Annotated in this window: 19 protein-coding genes; all 19 read left to right on the top strand. The window is 52.2% G+C overall.

Features of this window, described 5'->3' with window-relative positions; genetic code table 11:
• Positions 1–4 precede the first annotated feature (4 nt).
• The 19 genes from CKO12_RS03515 (at position 5) to fusA (ending at position 19489) form a co-directional block, all read left to right on the top strand.
• Positions 5–3469 carry a class I SAM-dependent DNA methyltransferase gene (locus CKO12_RS03515; protein WP_200153352.1) on the top strand — a complete coding sequence of 1155 codons (3465 nt, stop codon included), beginning with the start codon at positions 5–7 and terminating at the stop codon, positions 3467–3469.
• A 61-nt stretch (positions 3470–3530) separates the two neighbouring features.
• Positions 3531–4361 carry an EcoRV family type II restriction endonuclease gene (locus CKO12_RS03510; protein WP_200153351.1) on the top strand — a complete coding sequence of 277 codons (831 nt, stop codon included), beginning with the start codon at positions 3531–3533 and terminating at the stop codon, positions 4359–4361.
• Positions 4358–5275: a DNA adenine methylase gene (locus CKO12_RS03505; RefSeq protein WP_242466186.1), complete on the top strand. Its 918-nt coding sequence runs from the start codon at positions 4358–4360 to the stop codon at positions 5273–5275. Before CKO12_RS03510 ends, CKO12_RS03505 begins: the two co-directional genes overlap by 4 nt.
• Positions 5276–5419: 144 nt before the next feature.
• On the top strand, positions 5420–5893 hold the full coding sequence (locus tag CKO12_RS03500; protein WP_200153349.1) for a peroxiredoxin: 474 nt from the start codon (positions 5420–5422) through the stop codon (positions 5891–5893).
• Positions 5894–5903: 10 nt separating this feature from the next.
• Positions 5904–8243, top strand: coding sequence for an ATP-binding protein (locus CKO12_RS03495; protein ID WP_200153348.1), 2340 nt, complete (start codon positions 5904–5906; stop codon positions 8241–8243).
• A 9-nt stretch (positions 8244–8252) separates the two neighbouring features.
• Positions 8253–9104 carry an ATP-binding response regulator gene (locus tag CKO12_RS03490; protein ID WP_200153347.1) on the top strand — a complete coding sequence of 284 codons (852 nt, stop codon included), beginning with the start codon at positions 8253–8255 and terminating at the stop codon, positions 9102–9104.
• Between the two features lie 12 nt (positions 9105–9116).
• Positions 9117–9449, top strand: coding sequence for an ArsR/SmtB family transcription factor (locus CKO12_RS03485; protein WP_200153346.1), 333 nt, complete (start codon positions 9117–9119; stop codon positions 9447–9449).
• Positions 9450–9502: 53 nt separating this feature from the next.
• Positions 9503–10120 (top strand): cytochrome c biogenesis heme-transporting ATPase CcmA, encoded by a 618-nt coding sequence (ccmA, locus tag CKO12_RS03480; RefSeq protein ID WP_200153406.1) that lies wholly within the window; start codon positions 9503–9505, stop codon positions 10118–10120.
• A 6-nt stretch (positions 10121–10126) separates the two neighbouring features.
• A complete protein-coding gene (gene ccmB / locus CKO12_RS03475) occupies positions 10127–10798 on the top strand; it encodes a heme exporter protein CcmB (RefSeq protein WP_200153345.1) in 672 nt (223 codons plus the stop codon).
• A 17-nt stretch (positions 10799–10815) separates the two neighbouring features.
• Positions 10816–11310, top strand: coding sequence for a type II toxin-antitoxin system VapC family toxin (locus CKO12_RS03470; RefSeq protein ID WP_200153344.1), 495 nt, complete (start codon positions 10816–10818; stop codon positions 11308–11310).
• Positions 11300–11524, top strand: a complete 225-nt coding sequence (locus CKO12_RS03465; protein WP_200153343.1) for a hypothetical protein — start codon at positions 11300–11302, stop codon at positions 11522–11524. Before CKO12_RS03470 ends, CKO12_RS03465 begins: the two co-directional genes overlap by 11 nt.
• The gene (gene ccsA, locus CKO12_RS03460; protein ID WP_200153342.1) at positions 11521–12279 is read left to right on the top strand and encodes a cytochrome c biogenesis protein CcsA; all 759 of its coding nucleotides are present in this window, start codon (positions 11521–11523) and stop codon (positions 12277–12279) included. Before CKO12_RS03465 ends, ccsA begins: the two co-directional genes overlap by 4 nt.
• The gene (ccmD, locus tag CKO12_RS03455) at positions 12276–12437 is read left to right on the top strand and encodes a heme exporter protein CcmD (protein WP_200153341.1); all 162 of its coding nucleotides are present in this window, start codon (positions 12276–12278) and stop codon (positions 12435–12437) included. Before ccsA ends, ccmD begins: the two co-directional genes overlap by 4 nt.
• Positions 12438–12508: 71 nt before the next feature.
• Complete coding sequence (ccmE, locus tag CKO12_RS03450; protein ID WP_200153340.1) at positions 12509–12985, top strand: cytochrome c maturation protein CcmE; 477 nt, start codon at positions 12509–12511, stop codon at positions 12983–12985.
• The gene (locus tag CKO12_RS03445; RefSeq protein WP_200153339.1) at positions 12985–14925 is read left to right on the top strand and encodes a heme lyase CcmF/NrfE family subunit; all 1941 of its coding nucleotides are present in this window, start codon (positions 12985–12987) and stop codon (positions 14923–14925) included. Before ccmE ends, CKO12_RS03445 begins: the two co-directional genes overlap by 1 nt.
• An 18-nt stretch (positions 14926–14943) precedes the next feature.
• Complete coding sequence (locus CKO12_RS03440; protein WP_200153338.1) at positions 14944–15483, top strand: DsbE family thiol:disulfide interchange protein; 540 nt, start codon at positions 14944–14946, stop codon at positions 15481–15483.
• Positions 15484–15485: 2 nt separating this feature from the next.
• The gene (locus CKO12_RS03435) at positions 15486–15962 is read left to right on the top strand and encodes a cytochrome c-type biogenesis protein (RefSeq protein WP_420826825.1); all 477 of its coding nucleotides are present in this window, start codon (positions 15486–15488) and stop codon (positions 15960–15962) included.
• 10 nt (positions 15963–15972) lie between these two features.
• Positions 15973–17346, top strand: a complete 1374-nt coding sequence (ccmI, locus tag CKO12_RS03430; RefSeq protein ID WP_242466184.1) for a c-type cytochrome biogenesis protein CcmI — start codon at positions 15973–15975, stop codon at positions 17344–17346.
• Between the two features lie 97 nt (positions 17347–17443).
• Positions 17444–19489 carry an elongation factor G gene (fusA, locus tag CKO12_RS03425; RefSeq protein ID WP_200153335.1) on the top strand — a complete coding sequence of 682 codons (2046 nt, stop codon included), beginning with the start codon at positions 17444–17446 and terminating at the stop codon, positions 19487–19489.
• The last annotated feature ends 20 nt before the right edge of the window (positions 19490–19509 follow it).

Here is a 19509-nt window from a genome sequence, read left to right as displayed (position 1 = left end):
CGCCATGAATGAACCAACCGCCGCCGTCACCGCCTTTCTCACTCGCTGGGAGGGCGCGAGCGGCAGCGAACGCGCCAACTATCAGCTTTTTCTCACCGAATTCTGCACCGCGCTGGAATTGCCGCTGCCGGAGCCAGCGCAGTCTGACGCGCAAAATAACGCCTATTGCTTTGAACGGCGGGTGATTTTTCAGAACGGCGACGGCACGCAGAGCGATGGTTTTATTGATCTGTATCGCCGCGCCTGTTTTGTGCTCGAAGCCAAACAAACCGGGCTGACACTTGATACGGAGCGTTGGGACAAGGCGATGCTCCGCGCTCACAGCCAAGCGGTGCGTTATGCCCGCGCCGTGCCGCCAGACGAGGGGCGACCGCCGTTTGTCGTGGTGGTCGATGTCGGGCGCAGCATTGAGTTGTATAGCGAATTTAGTCGCAGCGGCGGCGCTTATATCCCCTATCCCGACGTGCGCAGTCATCGCATCCGCTTGACCGATTTGCACCGCCCAGACATCCGCCAGCGGCTGCGCCAACTGTGGCTTGATCCGCTTGATCTTGATCTCAGTCGCCACGCCGCCCGCGTCACTCGCGCCATCGCTGACCAACTCGCGGGGCTGGCAACTTCGCTTGAAACCACCGGACATCCGCCCGAAGTGACCGCCGCTTTTTTGATGCGCTGCCTGTTCACGCTCTTTGCGCAGGACATCGGTTTGCTTAAAAAAGACGGCTTCACTGAGTTGCTGCGCTCGGTGCGCCAGCAGCCCGCGCAATTCGTGCCGCTGGTGGAAACGCTGTGGCGAGAAATGAATAGCGGCAGCGCGTTTTCACTAATTCTGCGCCAGCCGGTGCTGCGCTTTAACGGCGGACTGTTTGCGGAGGCAACCGCGCTGCCGCTGAACCGCGATCAGCTTGAGTTATTGACTGCTGCCGCTTGTGCCGATTGGCAGCAAGTGGAGCCGGCGATTTTTGGGACGTTGCTCGAGCGGGCGCTTGATCCGCTGGAGCGCCAGCAACTCGGCGCACATTACACGCCCCGCGCTTATGTGGAGCGGCTGGTGGTGCCGACGGTGATTGCGCCGCTGCGCGAGGATTGGACGGCAGTGCGGCTGGCAGCGTTCAGTCTTCACGAGCAGGGCAAGGATGCGGAAGCCGCTGCGGTGGTGAATCGTTTTCAGGCGCAGCTCACGCAAATCCGCGTGCTTGATCCGGCCTGCGGCTCCGGCAATTTTCTGTACGTCACGTTGGAACACCTGAAACGGCTGGAAGGCGAGGTGCTCGACACGCTCGCGTCGCTCGGTCAGCAAAGCGAAATTGAGCTGGCGGGCGTCAGTCCGCAGCAGTTGCTCGGTCTCGAACGCAATCCCCGCGCTGCCACCATCGCCGAGATGGTGCTGTGGATCGGTTATCTGCAATGGCATATCCGCACGCACGGCAGCGTGCATCCGCCGGAGCCGGTGATCCGCGATTGCAAAAATATCCAGTGCCGCGATGCAGTGCTGAGTGCCGAGCGGGTGGAAGTGGTGACGGATGACGCGGGGCTGGCGGTGACGCGCTGGGATGGGCGAACGCTCAAACGTCATCCGACCACCGGCGAGCTGATTCCAGATGAAAGTGCGCGTCTGCCGCTGGAGCGTTATGTCAATCCGCGCCGTGCCGCGTGGCCAGCAGCCGAGTTTATCGTGGGCAATCCGCCGTTTATCGGTGCGGCGACGATGCGCCGAGTGCTGGGTGATGGTTATGTGGACGCGCTGCGCGGCGCGTGGTCGGAGGTGCCGGAATCCGCCGACTATGTGCTTTATTGGTGGGAACAGGCGGCGGAATTGACCCGCAGCGGGCAGGTGCGCCGTTTCGGATTGATCACCACCAACAGCCTGCGCCAGACGTTTAATCGCCGCGTGTTGGAACGGCATTTGACGGCTGATCCGCCGTTGTCGCTGCTGTACGCGGTGCCCGATCATCCTTGGGTCGATGGCGGCGACGGCGCGGCAGTGCGGATTGCGATGACGGTTGGCGCTGCTGGCGCGTTGCCCGGTGTGATCGAACAGGTGACTGCCGAGCGCAGCGGCTCCGGCGAAGGTTTGGATGTTGAGATGCTGCGCAGCAGCGGGTTGATTCATGCTGATTTGCGGATTGGCGCGGATGTCGCTGGCGCGGTGGCGTTACAAGCAAATGGCGGGATTAGTTTTCGCGGCATTGAATTGGGCGGCGCGGGTTTTATCGTGACGCCAGAAGAAGCCACTGCGTTGGGACTGGGGCGGGTGCCAGAATTAGCGCAGCATATTCGCCTTTATTTGAACGGGCGCGATCTGTTGCAAACCTCGCGCAACGTGATGGTGATTGATTTGTTTGGATTAACTGCCGAGGAAGTGTTGACGCGCTATCCAGAGGTGTATCAGCGCCTTTTGGAGCGGGTGAAACCGGAGCGCGATCAAAATCGTAGTCTGCTGTTAAAACAAAATTGGTGGCTACATCGGCGTTTACGCGAAGACCTCAGAACCGCAATCTCACCGTTATCGCGTTATATCGCCACCGTTGAAACTGCCAAGCAGCGGATTTTTGTCTTTCTCGATCAAACGGTTTTGCCAGATAACAAATTGATTAACATCGCAATTGATGACGCTTGGGTGTTTGGTGTTTTATCCAGTCAAGTGCATGTTGCTTGGGCGCTGGCAAATGGCGCATCACTTGGTTTGACGCCCGTTTACGTCAAAACCCGCTGTTTTGAGACCTTCCCATTTCCTGATCTTGCCGCGTCGTCAACCGAGCGCATTCGCCAACTGGGTGAGCACATCGACGCGCATCGCAAAGCGCGGCAGGCGCTGCATCCGGCGCTCACTTTGACCGGCATGTATAACGTGTTGGAACAACTGCGCGACGGCAAGCCGTTGACGGCACAAGAGAAAGTGATTCACGAGCAGGGTTTGGTGGCGATTCTGCGCCAGCTTCACGACGAATTGGACGCGGCAGTGCTGACGGCTTACGGCTGGGAAGATTTAATCCCCCCCAGCCCCCCTTTTTCAAAGGGGGGAGACGAGAGAGCGCCTTTTTCAAAGGGGGGAGATGCGGAAAGCCCCCCTTTAGCAAAGGGGGGTTGGGGGGATTTGACCGAAACGCTGTTGCAGCGATTGGTGACGCTCAATGCCGCTCGCGTCGCTGAAGAACGGGCGGGCAACATTCGCTGGCTGCGTCCGGCGTTTCAGCATCCGACTGGCGCGACTGCTGCCGTGCAAGCGGAAGCCGATCTGGATCGTGCGGATAGCGCCAGCGCCAGCAAACGCGCTTGGCCAAAAACCTTGCCGGAACAATTCCACAGCGTCCGCGCTGCGCTGGCTGCACAATCCGCGCCGATTAGCGCCGCCGAACTCGCCAAACAATTCACGCCCGCGCCGCGAGCCAAACTCAAAGAATTGCTCACCACCTTGGTCAGTCTGGGTCATATTCGGCAATTGGCGGACGGGGGTTATTTGAGCTGAGTGTTGACTGAGAAAGTGCCGCTGCGTTATTGGCAGCGGCAATTAACAAAGGTTCAATGAAATGGTTGAAAAAGACAATTTTGTACAACAACTGGAGCAGTTCGTTGCCGAATTACGCGATCATGTCAGTAGTAATGATGGGCAATGGACGATTAAAGGATTTATCGACATTTTTAGAAACGTTTATACTATTTCTTCGGACACAAAAATCGTTTCAAAAATTCTTGAAATTCATCTTTTTCCTAAAATTTTGACGTTTGCTCGAGATAACGGATACAAAATTGTTCTCGCCGAACATCAAAACTACTATCCTGATATTTCGTTTGTTAAGGCAGATGATGAATCTATAAAATTTGCTGTTGATTTCAAAACAACTTATAGAAATCCTAAAAAGCCGCATCTTTGCAATGGCTTTACACTTGGATCGCATGGCAGGTATTTTGAGCATAGAGCGAGCACTAAAAACATTCAATTTCCCTACGGCAGTTATTCAGGGCATTTCTGTCTTGGTATTATTTATGATCGACTGGAAGGAGCCACTATTGATGAAACAAAAACACATGGGATTGATGAACTGCATTCAATAACTTCTGTAGCGCAAAACTTTCAGTTTTTTATCGCTGAAAAGTGGAAGATTGCAAGTGATACAGGTGGAAGTGGTAATACTGCCAACATTGGCAGCATTAATAACATTTCCGACATCATATCTGGAAAAGGGATGTTCTCAAAATTAGGCGAGAACTGGTTTGATGAATACTGGATGAACTACAAAAAGATAACCGTTTCAGATGGGAAAGGTGGAACGAAGAAAATATCGACACTCCGAGAATTTGTGGAGTATAAAAACGGCGATGTTGCTCTCATCGTTAGCAAAAACAACATTGAAGAATGACTATGATCATTAACGTACCACCAATTAAATCACAGGGCATCAAAACAAAACTTGTGCCTTGGATACAAAGCATTATACCAAAAAATTTTAATGGCACTTGGATTGAGCCTTTTATGGGTACGGGAGCTGTCGCATTTAATGTTGCGCCATCTCGTGCTGTGTTGTGTGATACAAATCCTCATCTTATTAACTTTTACACTGCTATTGCTTCTGGTGAAATTACAGCAACGGTAGTTAAAAATTATCTCACTCAAGAAGGAGCAACGCTTTTAGCGAAAGGAGAAGATCACTACTATTTTATTAGAGATAGATTTAATGCTGAGCATTCACCACTTGATTTTTTATTTGTAAATCGTGCTGGATTTAACGGCATGATTAGATTTAATCGAAAAGGTGGATTTAACGTTCCGTTTTGTAAAAAACCGCAGCGATTTGCGCAAGCGTATGTAACAAAAATTACTAATCAAGTTGCATGGGTTAGTAAAACTATTCAATTAAAAGAGTTTATTTTCAAATGCCAAGATTTTAATGCCACCATACAAGACGCATCAGTGCATGACATCATCTATTGCGATCCGCCTTATCTTGGTCGGTATGTCGATTATTACAATGGATGGGATGATGTTTGCGAGCGCCAGCTTTTTAGCAAACTTTCTAATTATAATGGTCAATTTATCTTATCAACTTGGCATCACAATGATTATCGTGACAACGAATACATTAAATTGTTATGGTCAAACTATCACATTCTAACTCGAGAGCATTTTTATCATCTTGGCGGTAAAGAAGAAAATAGAAATCCTATCATAGAAGCGTTGGTCACTAACTTCATGGCGACAGCATCGCGCCGAAGTTCAGCAACTCAAATACAATATCATTTATTTAATTCGTTGGTAAATCATGATGTGTTATAAATAACCAATGGAAATTCACTCATTATTTTGTGTTTTTAACTGTCTTCTTAATGCAGCAGACATGCAAATCAGCGCAGGTACCAGTTGACGGCTCTATCGCCGCTGCCTAAATTCCGTTCCTCACCGATCCTCGGAGCATTGCTCATGTTGCACACAGGCGATCTTGCCCCCCGCTTTTCATTACCGACGGCTGATATGGCGCAATGCTCCTTGGAGGAATTCATCGGACGCGGTTACGTCATCATTTATTTTTATCCCAAAGATGACACGCCCGGCTGCACCTTGGAGGCGCTGGAATTCACTGATTTACAAGATGAATTTGCGCAAGCCCGCACCGAAGTGATCGCCATCAACCGCGATTCCTGCGTAACGCACGGCGCATTCCGCGACAAATACGGTTTGACCGTCCACCTGCTGTCTGATGCTGATGGCGAGGTGTGCGCCGCGTATGACGTGATCCGCGAGAAATTGCTCTACGGCGTTGCCCGCCAAAGCATCGTCCGCGCCACCTTCATCATTGATTTACAAGGCGTTATCCGCCATGCGTTTTATGACGTGAAACCGAAAGGACACGCCGCCGCCATGCTCGAGTTGGTGCGGGAATTGGCGGCAACCTAGCCAGCCTGCCGTGAAACTCCGCGTTTATATCCTGCTGTTTCTACTCGTTTTTGGCTTGACGCCATTACTGCTGGCGCTCCTGATTAACCTTCCGCTGGTGCTGGAGCGCACCACCCTGTTTTATCAACGCGCTTATCTGCAAAACCTCCGCGCTGATTTCCGCGATCTTGATCAGCATCTCGCCAGCCGCCACGAAATGATCCGGCTGTTATCGAAATTGCCAGAACTGGGCTTGATTCTGGGCGCACCGGGCAACGCCGCTGACCAAATCAGCGCCGCTCGCGCCCGCTACACCAGTTGGATTAAGCAGATTCTCGACGACCAGCGCGACGTGATTCAGATTTTGTTCATTGGCGATGACGGCGCAGCGCGGTTCTGGCTGGCGCGGGATGAGCGCACGCAGGACTGGCAAACGCCGGAATCCACGCCGCCGCTGCCGAATCGGCAATTTGTTGCCGCTGGCTTGGCGCTCCAGCCCGGCGTCGTCTTGGTCAGCCGCATTCGCATTGATCCGCTGGCGGGAGCTGCCAATCCGCACCAATTGATGACGCTCAATCTGGTCACTCCGATTGGCGGCAAGCCGACGGATGAGGCGCGAGGCGTGGTGGTGCTCACCATCGACATCGGCGGGCTGGCGCAGTTTTATCAAGACACGCTGTGGGTGAATCAGGACGGCAGTTATCTCCACGCCAATCAAGCTGCGCCCAGTCAAGCAGATGCGTTTGCGACGTTTCCGGGGCTGGCGGAGATTTTCGCGGAAGGCAAGCTGGCGCTGTGGAAAGACGCGCACGGACGGCAATTGCTGTGGCTGCCGATGTTTTTGACGGAAGACAGCGTGCCGCTGTGGGTCGGGCGAGCGGTGGATTCGTCGCCAATTGACGCCTTCCGCAATGAATTGATGCTGCGCGTGTTGTCGATCATCTTTTTATTGGTGATTGTGGTGCTGGCGCTGGCGCGATGGATTGCAGCGCGGGCGGAACAGTTTGGGCAAGCGTTGACCGGCGGCATCGGCCACATTTTGCACGACGACCAGCCGCTGCACTTTCGCTGGCGCGGCCCGCGAGAAATTCACCAACTCGGCGATCAACTCACCGCGCTGGCTGCCACTCATGCCGAACATCTCCGCGTTGCTCGCGCTCATGCCCGCGAATTGGAAACCTCTAATCGCTACAAATCGCAGTTTTTAGCCAATGTCAGCCATGAATTGCGCACGCCGCTCAATTCCATTTTGCTACTGTCTAAAATGCTCGGCGCTGACAATAACGGTTTGAATGACAGCCAGCGCCGTCAAGCGCAGGTCATTCACGAAGCGGGACGCGATTTGCGGACGTTAATTGATGACATTTTGGATATTTCGCGGATTGAAGCCGGTCACGTCAGCATTACGCTGGAATGGATAGAAGTGCGTCCGCTATTGGAAGATTTAATTGAATTGGTCACGCCGCAATTGGCCGAGAAACCGGTGGCGCTGTGGCTCAATTTTGATCCGGCAGCGCCAGCGTGGATGTGTAGCGACCGCGATAAATTGCGGCAAATTCTGAAAAATTTTCTCGCCAACGCGGTCAAATTCACTGCCAGCGGCGAGATCATTTTGAGCGTGGTCACTCGCAATGATCCGGTGCGTCCGGTGGCATTTAGCGTTACCGATACCGGCATCGGTATTCCGCTGGATAAACAGGCGATTATTTTTGAGGCGTTCCAGCAAGCCGACGGTTCGACGCGACGGCGCTACGGCGGCACCGGGCTGGGGTTGTCGATCAGCCGCGAGCTGGCGACGCTGTTGGATGGGTGCATTGAGGTTGAAAGTGCTGCGCAAGCGGGCGCGTGTTTCACGTTGTTATTGCCGATGACTCCGCTCACCGCTCACGCCACCGGAGCGGTGCCGCCGCCGGAGGAGCCGCTGCCGTTTACTGCGCTTGCTGCCACTGCGCCGCCGGAGGTGACGCTGGACATGCGACCTGCGCCAGCCGCGAGCGCGAGATGGGTCTTGGTGTTGGAGCGGGAGGTGAAAACGCTGATGGCGGTGGCGGCAGTGCTGGCGCAACACGGGCTGCGGGTGCAAACCGCCGCTGATGTGGATGAGGCGCTCGAAACGTTGCAGGATGAGAGCGCGGGTTGTGCCCTGATGCTGGTAGCGGCGCAGCCGTCGGCACGAAAGACCTGTGATACGATCCGTCGCTTATTACAATACGGTGTCGATGCGCCGCCGCTGGTGGTGATATTAGGAGTGCCGGACGAAGGCAATTGGGCGGAGATGCAGTGTGTGGGCGCTGAAACGGTTGAAGTATTCCCAAAACCGCTTGATCTTGGTCAATTGCAGTTGTTATTAGATAAACTGTTGCTGAAGTGAGGGGGATCAATGCGTCGTTATGTCGGATTTAAGCTCCTGATTGTTGATGACCATGCACACAATCTATTTACGCTGCGCACGCTGATTCAAACCCATTTAGCAGTAACGGTATTGGAAGCGGCGTCGGGGCAGGAAGCAATTGATTTAACGCACCAACACGCGGACATTGATCTGATTATTCTCGACGTGCAGATGCCGGATATGGACGGATTTGAAACTGCTTCGTTATTAAAATTGCGCAAACGCTCGCGGGATATTCCCATTATTTTTCTCACCGCAGCATTCAAATCAGAAGAATTCCAACGGCGCGGATTTGCGGTGGGCGCGGCAGATTATTTACTCAAACCGATTGAAGATCATCAGCTCATTAATAAAATCAGCACTTATTTTCGCCTGATTGAAAAAGAGCGCGAACTGAATCGGATTTTAGAAAGTCGCGTGGCAGAACGAACGCTGGAGCTGGCAGAAGCGCGGCATTATCTCGAAAACATCCTGACGCACATGGGCGAGGCGTTATTGGTGCTGGGAGCGGATGGCATTATTAAAATGACAAATCCCGCTGCCTGTCAGATGTTGGGTTACAGCCGGGATGATTTATTAGGCATGGCAATTGGCGATGTGTTTGAAGAAGACGGCGATGAGCAAGCTGGCGCATTTATGGGGCTATGGCTGGAGGCGTTGATTCGCACTGGCGCATTAAACAAAATTGAAGCGCGGTTTGTTGCCCGCGATGGACGGCGCGTGCCAATTCTGTTTTCGCGCACCGCGATGAAAACTGCGAGTGGCGCGATCAGCGATATTATTTGCATCGCCAAAGATATGACGGGTTATGTGCGATTAGATGCAGCAGAACTGAATTGAGATGTTGACATGATGACTGACTCTACTCTCACCGATGGGTTTGAGGATCACGACCACACGACATTGACTGCCAATGCGTTAAAAGCGATGGCGCATCCGCTGCGCTGGAAAATTCTGTGTTCACTCGGTGCGCATGAATTATCGGTGGGAGAAATTGTGGAACGCACCGGCACTTCGCAAAGTAATATCTCACAACATTTGGAACAACTGCGTAATAAAAACATCGTGGTCTCGCGTAAAGAAGCCAACCGCATTTATTACCGGATTCGCAATAATCAATTGCTGGATTTAATTGGTATCATGCGCGAAGTGTTGTGTCCGGTAAATCTTGATGATCGCGCTTAATTCACTCAGGCAGTGAATCATTCCAACGGTCAATGGCACGAAATCCAATGTCGATATTTGAAGTCAACACGCTGGACTGTCGGCGCGGCGACCGGCGCTTGTTTGCCGATCTCAGTTTTTGTCTGGACGCCGGCACCTTGCTGCATGTGCGCGGACGCAACGGCAGCGGCAAAACCACTTTATTACGCGCCCTGTGCGGACTATTTACCCCGGAAGCGGGCGAAATTCGCTGGCGTGGCACCTCGATTCGAGACTTGGGCGACGACTATCGGCGCGAACTGCGCTATTTCGGTCATCTCAACGGCATCAAAGGTGATCTCACCGGCATCGAAAATCTCCGCATCGCCGCAGCGTTAGCGGGACTGCGGGTGACGACGAGCGCACTGTGGGCGGCATTGGCGCGGAGTGGGCTCGGTGGATTTGAGGACGTACCGACGCGGATGCTGTCACAAGGTCAAAAGAAGCGTGTGGCGTTGGCGCGACTGTTAGTGGCACCTGCGCCACTGTGGATTTTAGATGAGCCATTTACGGCGTTGGATGTCGATGCGGTGGCGTTATTACAACAATTGCTGACCGACCATCTTGCAGCGGACGGATTGGTTATTTTGACCACGCATCAAGAAGTTGCGTTGACCTCCGGTCACATTGCGCAGCTCGAACTGGGAGTTTGAGACGTCATGTTGCGCATTTTTTGGAGCATCTTGATCCGCGATTTGACGCTGGCGCTGCGCCGCCGCACCGACGTATTAACCACCTTGTTTTTCTTCGTCATTGTCATCAGCCTGTTCCCGCTGGGCGTCAGCACCGAACGCCACATCTTGCAAATTTTAGGGCCCGGCGTGGTCTGGGTAGCGGCGTTGCTGGCATCAATGCTGGCGCTGGAACGATTATTTGCTGCTGATTATGACGACGGCACCTTAGAACAACTATTATTAGCCGCGCAACCGCTGGCGCTAATCACATTAGCAAAAATAACTGCACATTGGTTATTAACGGGATTGCCGCTGGTATTGATCGCGCCATTAGTTGGAATGCAATATCACCTCAGCGCAACTGCAATTCAAGTGATGATGGTGTCATTATTGATTGGCACCCCTATTTTAAGTTTAATTGGTGCAATTGGTGCGGCATTAACGCTCGGTTTGCGCGGTGGCGGCATTCTGTTATCACTCCTCATTCTGCCGCTGTATATTCCCGTTTTAATTTATGGCGCTGGCGCAATTGAAGTGAGTGCTATCAGTTTATCAGATACGCAGCCGTATCTAACATTGCTGGGCGCTTTTCTGATGGTGGCATTGATTTTTGCTCCGGTGGCTTCAGCAGCAGCTCTGCGGATTTCGATTGAGTAGTGAAGGTGTGCTGAAAAATGACAAACAGCGTAAAACATTCAGTTTATATTGAAACATCCGTCGTCAGCTATTTAACAGCACGTCCAAGCACAACAATTCTTGGTGCGGCACATCAACAAATTACTTGCGCTTGGTGGGAAAGACAGGCTGAGTATGATCTTTTTATTTCTGAATTAGTATTGCGCGAATGCGAAGCGGGTGATCCTGATGCTGCAAAAAAGCGTTTAACCAGTGTTGCTAATTTACCGTTGCTACTCATTACAGAAGATGCGCTACAGATAGCAGAAGCACTTATGGAACAACAGATTATTCCAGTTAAAGCTGCTGAAGATGCACTCCATATCGCGCTTGCAACTGTGTACAACATTGACTATTTGCTAACATGGAATTGTCGGCATATTGCGAATCCAAAAATACAACGGAATATCGCAAACTATCTTGAAAGTATTGGTTTATTTTTACCATTTATCTGTACACCGGAAGAACTTTTAGGGGAAGCAGATGCTGAATGATGACATCGTTGATGAAATTAGGGTGATTCGAGAAAATCACGCCGCGCAATTTAATTTTAACTTACGCGCAATTTTTGAAGATTTAAAGAAATTAGAAGCCAAACGGCTTGCGGATGGGCGTATTTTTATCACACCATCAACAACTTTTAACCCATCTCATTCTAAACCACAGCACTCTCGTTTTTCATCATCACGACGCAGAACAACTCCATGAATTTCAACTGGTTCAAACTCGCATCTCCCCCAGCATTTTATACCCTTGCTGGACGTTTAATACCAATTTTATGGGGCTTAACCATCATCTTATTGGTGACGGGTCTTTATTGGGGATTTTTTGAAACCGTCAGTCAATTAGGTGGCAACAATCCGCAAAAAGAATACTACCGCATCATTTTTATTCATGTGCCATCGGCATGGATGTCGATGTGGCTTTATTTTGTGATGGTGGTATGGGCAGCCATTGGCTTGATTTTTAATACGCGCCTCTCCTTTATGATGGCAAATGCGATTGCACCTACCGGCGCAATTTTCACCTTTTTAGCGTTATGGACTGGCGCATTTTGGGGACGACCGAGCTGGGGTACCTATTGGGATTGGGATCCGCGTTTGACTTCTGAATTGGTGTTATTTTTCATGTATATCGGCTACATGGCGCTACATTCTGCAATTGATGATGTGCGCCGCGCTGATCGTGCTTCGGCATTATTAGCAATCGTCGGTTTAGTCATGGTGCCAGTGATTTTCTGGTCAATCAATTGCCCTGATCCCAATCAATGCGCGGCATTACATCAACGCTCCAATCTCACTAAAATTGATAGTGATATTTTGTTTGCAATGTTGACGATGACACTGGCTTTTTGGGCATATTCATTTGCTGCGACATTTATACGGTTGCGCACTATTATTTTGCACCGTGATGCAGACAGTGTATGGGTGCGTGAATTATTTACGAATGGAGGGCGGCAATGAGCGAGTTTTTAGCGCAGGGCGGTTATGCGTTTTTTATTTGGAGTGCTTATGGCATGGCAGCACTGTTATTAGTGATTGAAGTGCTACAATTGCGCACCCAATATCGGGCTATTGTCGCCAGAGTGATTCGCGCTGCGCGTTTACGCCAGCAACTCTAATCAGCAAGCAATTGAATAACGTTCTTCTAACAACTCCTCACTGACTACATCATGGCATTGATGATTCAACTATGAAGCCAAGACAGCAACGATTGATCTTTATTGGGTTAGCCATTATTGGTATTGGCGCGGCATCGACGTTAGCGATTACGGCACTAAATAGTAATATCTCTTACTTTTTTAGTCCCTCGCAGGTGTTAGCGAATGAAGCACCGCAAGATCATATTTTTCGCTTGGGCGGTTTAGTCACCACAGGCACGTTAATTCGGCAGCCAGAGAGTTTAACGGTGCATTTTGATGTGACTGATAATGCTAAAACTGTGAAGGTTATGTATACCGGCATCTTGCCTGACTTATTTAGTGAAGGAAAAGGCGTGGTAACTAAAGGCAAATTAGGCGCAGATGGCGTGTTTTATGCCGAAGAAGTATTGGCAAAACATGATGAAGAATACGTTCCGCCAGAGGTCGCCAGCACGCTGAAAACCGCTCATGCTGAAGGCGTCACTCCTTCCAATCCTCCGTCCCCGCCCGCTGGAGCAAGCAACTAATGGTGCCAGAACTTGGTCATTTCGCATTGATTTTGGCGTTAGTATTTGCAGTGTTGCAAGCAACAATGCCGCTCATTGGTTCATTACGGCACAGTCAAACGTTAATTGCTTTAGCACGTCCACTGGCGTGGGGACAATTTACCTTTATCAGTATTAGTTTTTTGGCGCTGCTGTTTGCGTTTTTAGCCGATGATTTTTCGGTGGTTTATGTCGCTGCTAATTCTAATACTTTGATGCCAACGCTATACAAAATCTCAGCAGTTTGGGGAGCGCATGAAGGTTCACTATTATTGTGGGTATTGATGTTAGCCGGTTGGGGCGCAGCAATTGCGCTATTTAGTCGCAATTTACCATTGCCAATGGTCGCCCGTGTGATTTCCGTGCAGGGAATGGTCGCAATTGGCTTTTTGTTATTCATGTTGCTGACTTCCAATCCGTTTGATCGCATCTTTCCGATGCCCATAGAAGGACGCGATTTGAATCCGTTGTTACAAGACCCCGGTTTAGCAATTCATCCGCCAATGTTGTATATGGGCTACGTTGGTTTTTCAGTCGCTTTTGCCTTTGCAATTGCCGCGTTAATTGGTGGCAAATTGGATTCCGCATGGGCACGCTGGTCACGTTCGTGGACAACAGTGGCATGGGTTTTTTTAACCTTAGGTATTGCGCTGGGTTCGTGGTGGTCCTATTACGAATTAGGTTGGGGTGGCTGGTGGTTTTGGGACCCGGTTGAGAATGCCTCATTTATGCCTTGGTTAGCAGGAACGGCGTTAATTCATTCGTTAGCAGTCACTGAAAAACGCGCTGCATTCAAAACCTGGACGGTATTGCTTGCCATTTCAGCATTTTCACTTTCGCTGCTCGGCACCTTTTTAGTGCGTTCTGGAGTATTAACTTCGGTTCATGCCTTTGCAACTGATCCCACTCGCGGCGCATTTATCTTGATTTTTTTGTGCATTGTCATTGGCGGTTCACTCGCATTATACGCTTGGCGAGCACCTAGCATTTCTGACGGCGGGCGTTTTGATTTATTCTCACGCGAGAGCTTTTTATTAATCAATAACCTGTTACTCGTGACTTTAACTGTATTGGTGTTATTCGGCACGCTTGCGCCGTTAATTTACGATGCAGCCGGTTGGGGTAAAATTTCAGTCGGGTTTCCTTGGTTCAATACCATGTTTATCTATTTATCGCCGCTGTTAATTGCGGCGATGGGTATTGGCCCTTTATTGCACTGGAAGCGCGATCAATTTCGACGTTTAGCGCCACAACTTGGCTTGGCAATCGCCTTGACGGTGTTGGTTGTTGTATTAGCAATGACGTTATTACAACCCGCGATTGGCTTTGGTTTAGGGTTGGCAGCATGGTTATTGACAACGCATGTAATCAATCTGTTTGATCGCTCAAAACGTCGTGAACCAATTACAATTGGTGCAGGAAAACGCAATTACAGTCGCAGCTATTACGGCATGTGGATAGCGCATCTGGGGATGGTGGTATTTATTATTGGCGTGACGTTGGTTTCTCATCGCGGCAGTGAAACCGATGTGCGGTTATCACCCAATGGAGTGTATGAAAACTCCGGTTATCGCTTCCAATTTAACGGCGTTGAGGTCGTGAAAGGGCCGAATTATGATGCGTTTCGCGGCGAGTTTGTCGTGTTCCAAGATGAACAAGAAATCACGCGCTTATATCCTGAAAAACGCAAGTATTTTTCTGGGGGAATGCCAATGACAGAAGCGGGAATTGATGCGGGCTTTTTGCGCGATATTTACATTTCACTCGGCGAACCCATTGGAATCACCGGCGATTGGGGATTGCGCGTTTATTATAAGCCGTTTGTGCGTTGGATTTGGCTGGGCTGCATCTTAATGGCGCTTGGCGGATTATTCGCTGCATCTGATCGTCGCTATCGCCCTCAGCGCGTTGCGAGCATTTGAGATTGAATTGAGGATTGTATGAGCAAAACATCACGGGCGTTAATTCCATTAAGCATCTTTATTGCCTTGGCGGCATTGCTGTTTTATGGCTTGCAATTAAATCCACGCGAAGTGCCATCGCCATTAGTGAATCAACCAGCGCCTGCGTTGACGTTGCCGTCATTAAAAGACCCGCAACAGATGCTGACTGCGGAACGCTTGCGCGGCAAGGTGTCATTGGTGAATGTGTGGGCGTCGTGGTGTCCTTCTTGTCGGCAAGAACACGCTGAATTGATGCGGATTGCCCGCGAAAATAATGATGTGCAGGTGATTGGTTTGAATTGGAAGGATACGCGCCCAGAAGCATTAGAAATGCTGCAACAATTCGGCGATCCATATGCGGAAATTTTCTTTGATCCTGATAATCGTGCCGGCATTGATTGGGGCGTATATGGCGCACCAGAAACCTTTATCGTGGATGCGCAGGGCGTTATTCGGCATAAACGCATTGGGCCAATTAACCGCGAAGTCTGGCAAACAGAAATGCTGCCAATTATTGAACAATGCCGAGGTCAATAGTAGTGAAACAACATTATCAACTCGCGGCGGCAGCATTACTCATTAGCCTGTTGGCAATTGGCACTGCTGCTGCCTATACCTTGGAAAATTTCACCTTTGATGATCCAGCGCGTACTGCTGAATTTCGCACGTTAATTGGTGAGTTGCGTTGTTTGGTATGTCAAAATGAATCGCTGGCTGGATCGCAAGCTGGCGTTGCGCAGGATTTGCGCAAAGAGGTATATCGCATGATGCAGGAAGGCAAAAGCCGCGATGAGATTGTCGCTTTTTTAGTGGCGCGTTATGGCGATTTTGTGCTGTATGAACCGCCATTAAAACCCGCAACGTATATTCTATGGTTTGGGCCTTTTCTATTCGTGGGCATTGGCGGCTGGCTATTGTGGCGTACTTTGCAACGGGATAAAGCAACGCCTGAGCCGGATTTGACCGCCGCCGAGCAGGCGCGTTTACAGCAACTTCTCACCAAAACTGGCGACTAAACCCATGATAATGTTTTGGATTCTTGTTGCAGCACTCATCGGCATGGCGCTGGCATTCATTCTGCCGCCGCTGTTGCGCCCCGCGCCGTTGGATTCCGCTCCGGCGCAGGACGCGCTCAATCTGGAGGTGTTTCAGCAACGGCTGTGCGAACTGGAGGCCGATCTGAGCACGGGTTTTCTCGATCAAGATCAATACGCTGCGGCGCGACGCGATCTGGAGCGCGAGCTGTTACACGATCTGGCTGATGCGCCCGGCGCTCCCTCCGCGCAACTTTCCGCTGCTCAAACGCATTCCAGCGCGGGGCGTTGGTTGGCGCTCGCGTTGAGTGTTGCGATTCCGGCGCTCGCGGTGGCGCTGTATTGGCAATTGGGCAATCTCAACGTCATCAATCAGTTACAGACCGCTGCCACCACTCCAGCGCCAGCACCTGCGCAAGATGCGCCCGCGTTGGCGGACTTGGTGGCGCGGCTGGAAGCGCGGCTAAAAAAAGATGCCTCGAATGTTGAGGGCTGGCTGATGTTGGGGCGCACCCAGTTTGCATTGGATGCGCGGCAGCAAGGATTGGCTGCCGTGACCAAGGCGTATGAATTGGCTCCGACGCAGACCGAGGTGATGCTGGCGTATGCCGAGGCGCTGGCGGCAGCGAGCGATGACCGCAGTTTGGCGGGGCGACCGACTGAATTGGTTGATGCGGTGCTGGCGCGGGAACCGACCAATCCAACGGCGCGATGGTTGCGCGGGATGACGTCGTATCAGCAGGGCGACTTTGTGACGGCGGTGGCGACGTGGCAAGCCATCCTCGCCGAATTGGAGCCGGGCGGTGAGGAAGCCAACAATTTGCAGTTGATGATTGATGAGGCGACGCGACGCGGGGCGGTCACTGCGCCAGCGCCGGTGCTCAACACGTCGCCAGCCGCGATTCAACTTGATAGCCAAGCGGTGCGTGATGCGCCGTTGCAGACCGCTGAACCGGCGGTGTTGACGGCAGAAGCGGCGGTTGAAACTGCGTCTGCTGCGCCAGCTCCGGTGGCGATGAATGCAGCCATTGCTGTCACGGTGGCGTTAGACCCGGCGCTGGCAGCGCAAACCACGCCCGATCAAGCAGTATTTATCTTTGCGCGAGCAGCGCACGGAGCACCGATGCCGCTGGCAGCCGTGCGCCTGTTGGTCAAGGAATTGCCGCAGACGGTGACGCTGGATGACAGCGCGGCAGTCAGCCCGGCGCTGCGCTTGTCTACCGCGACCGAGGTGATTGTCGGAGCGCGGATTTCAGCCAGCGGCGAAGCAATGCCGCACGCTGGTGATTTAGAAGGTGAAACCGCTCCGCTGCCGTTGCGCACGACTGAGGCGGTGACGGTCACAATTGATCGCGTGCGCCAATAACCGCCGCGCAATCTCTTATACTTCTTTTGGTCATATTTCAGGTTACAGGGCGATTGATTTGCTCTGTGTGTCACTTCACCGCACTACAGGATCACCGATGTCTGATTACAACGCTGAGGATGTCCGCAATATCGCCCTCGTCGGTCACGCTGGCGCTGGTAAAACCACCTTGGTTGAGGTGTTGCTGGCGGCGACTGGTGTCATCACCGCGCCCGGCACCATTGCCAGAGGGAGCACGGTTTGCGATTTCGATCCGCTGGAAAAGGAGCTGCAACACTCGCTGGATACGGCGATCACCAGTTTTAGCACCGCTGGCAAGCATATCAATATGATTGACACGCCCGGCGGAGCTGATTTTCTGGGGCGCAGCATTGCGGTGTTGTCGGCAGTGGAGACGGCGGCGCTGGTCATCAATGCGCAGTCCGGCATTGAGCCGATGAGCCTGCGGATGATGAAAGCGGCGGATAAGCGCAATTTGTGTCGGTTGATTATCGTCAACCAGATTGATGCGCCAGATGTCGATCTCGCCGCGCTCACTGACCAAATCCGCGAGACTTTTGGCGCGGAATGTTTGCCAATCAATTTGCCAGCGGATGGCGGCAAGCGCGTGGTCGATTGCTTTTTTCAGCCGACCGGCGCTGGCGCGGATTTCACCTCGGTTGAGGATGCGCACAGCCACATCATCGACCAAGTCGTTGAGGTAGACGAGGCGCTGATGGAGATTTATTTGGAGCAGGGTCAAGACCTTGCGCCCGAACAGCTCCACGATCCGTTCGAGAAGGCGCTGCGCGAGACGCATTTAATTCCGATCTGTTTTGTCTCCGCGCAGACCGGCGCAGGCATTCCTGAATTGCTGGAGATTCTGGCGCGGCTGATGCCGAATCCGTCCGAAGGCAATCCGCCGCCGTTTTTGAAAGGTGAAGGCGCAGCGGTGGAGCCGGTGACGGTCACGCCCGATCCCAAGCAGCACGTCGTCGCGCATGTGTTCAAAGTCATCAATGATCCGTTTCGCGGCAAGCTCGGCATATTTCGGATTCATCAGGGGCGCATCGTCACTGGCGCTCAATTGTTGATCGGCGATGCGCGGAAACCGTTCAAAGTCAATCATTTATATCGGCTGCACGGAAATGAACTGATCGAAGTGGCGGAAGGTGTGCCCGGCGATATTCTGGCGGTGGCGCGGGTGGATGACATTCACTTTGACGCGGTGCTGCACGATTCGCACGACGAGGATCATTTTCATCTGTCGAGTTTGGAATGTCCGATGCCGCTGTTCGGGCTGGCGATCAACACGACCAAGCGCGGCGATGAGCAGAAGCTGACTGACGCGCTGCACAAATTGGAATCTGAAGACCCGTGTTTTCACGTTGAGCACAACGCGGCAGCGAACGAGACCATCATTCGCGGGCTGGGCGAGCTGCATCTGCGGGTGTTGCTGCGGCGGTTGTCGGAACAATTCCACGTTGAGGTAGAAACGCATCCGCCGAGTGTGCCGTACCGCGAGACGATTGTTGGCAAGGCGGAAGGGCATCATCGCCACAAAAAGCAAACCGGCGGCGCGGGGCAATTCGGCGAGGTGTTTTTGCGGGTGGAGCCGAATGCGCGGGGCGCGGGGTTTGAGTTTATCGACGCGGTGGTCGGCGGCGTGATTCCCGGCAATTTCATTCCGTCGATTGAAAAGGGCGTGCGCCAAGTGCTCGATGAGGGCGCGGTTGCCGGTTATCCGCTGCAAGATGTGAAGGTCACGGTGTATGACGGCAAGTTTCATCCCGTTGATTCTAAAGATATTGCTTTTGCAACTGCGGGGCGCAAGGCGTTTGTTGAGGCGGTGTTGAAAGCGCAGCCGGTGATTTTGGAGCCGATTGTTAAAATTCGCATCACTGCGCAGGACACGGCGATGGGCGATCTGGCCGGCGATTTGTCGGGACGGCGCGGGCGCATCAACGGCAGCGAAACCCAAAGTCGCGGGCGGATTCTGATTGAAGGCGAGGTGCCGCTGGCGGAATTGTCTGGCTACGATGCGCGGCTCAAGGCGCTGACGGGCGGCGAGGGCACTTACAGCATTGAATTGAGCCATTACGATCCGGTGCCGGCGAACATTCAAAAGCAGATGGCGGATGCCTATCAACGCGATGACGATTAACGGCGACTTATGGTGGCAGA

The sequence above is a fragment of the Chromatium okenii genome, from assembly GCF_016583745.1.
Taxonomy (GTDB): domain Bacteria; phylum Pseudomonadota; class Gammaproteobacteria; order Chromatiales; family Chromatiaceae; genus Chromatium; species Chromatium okenii.
Note: the sequence above shows the minus strand (reverse complement) of the source record. Positions and strands in the feature narration are given on the sequence as shown.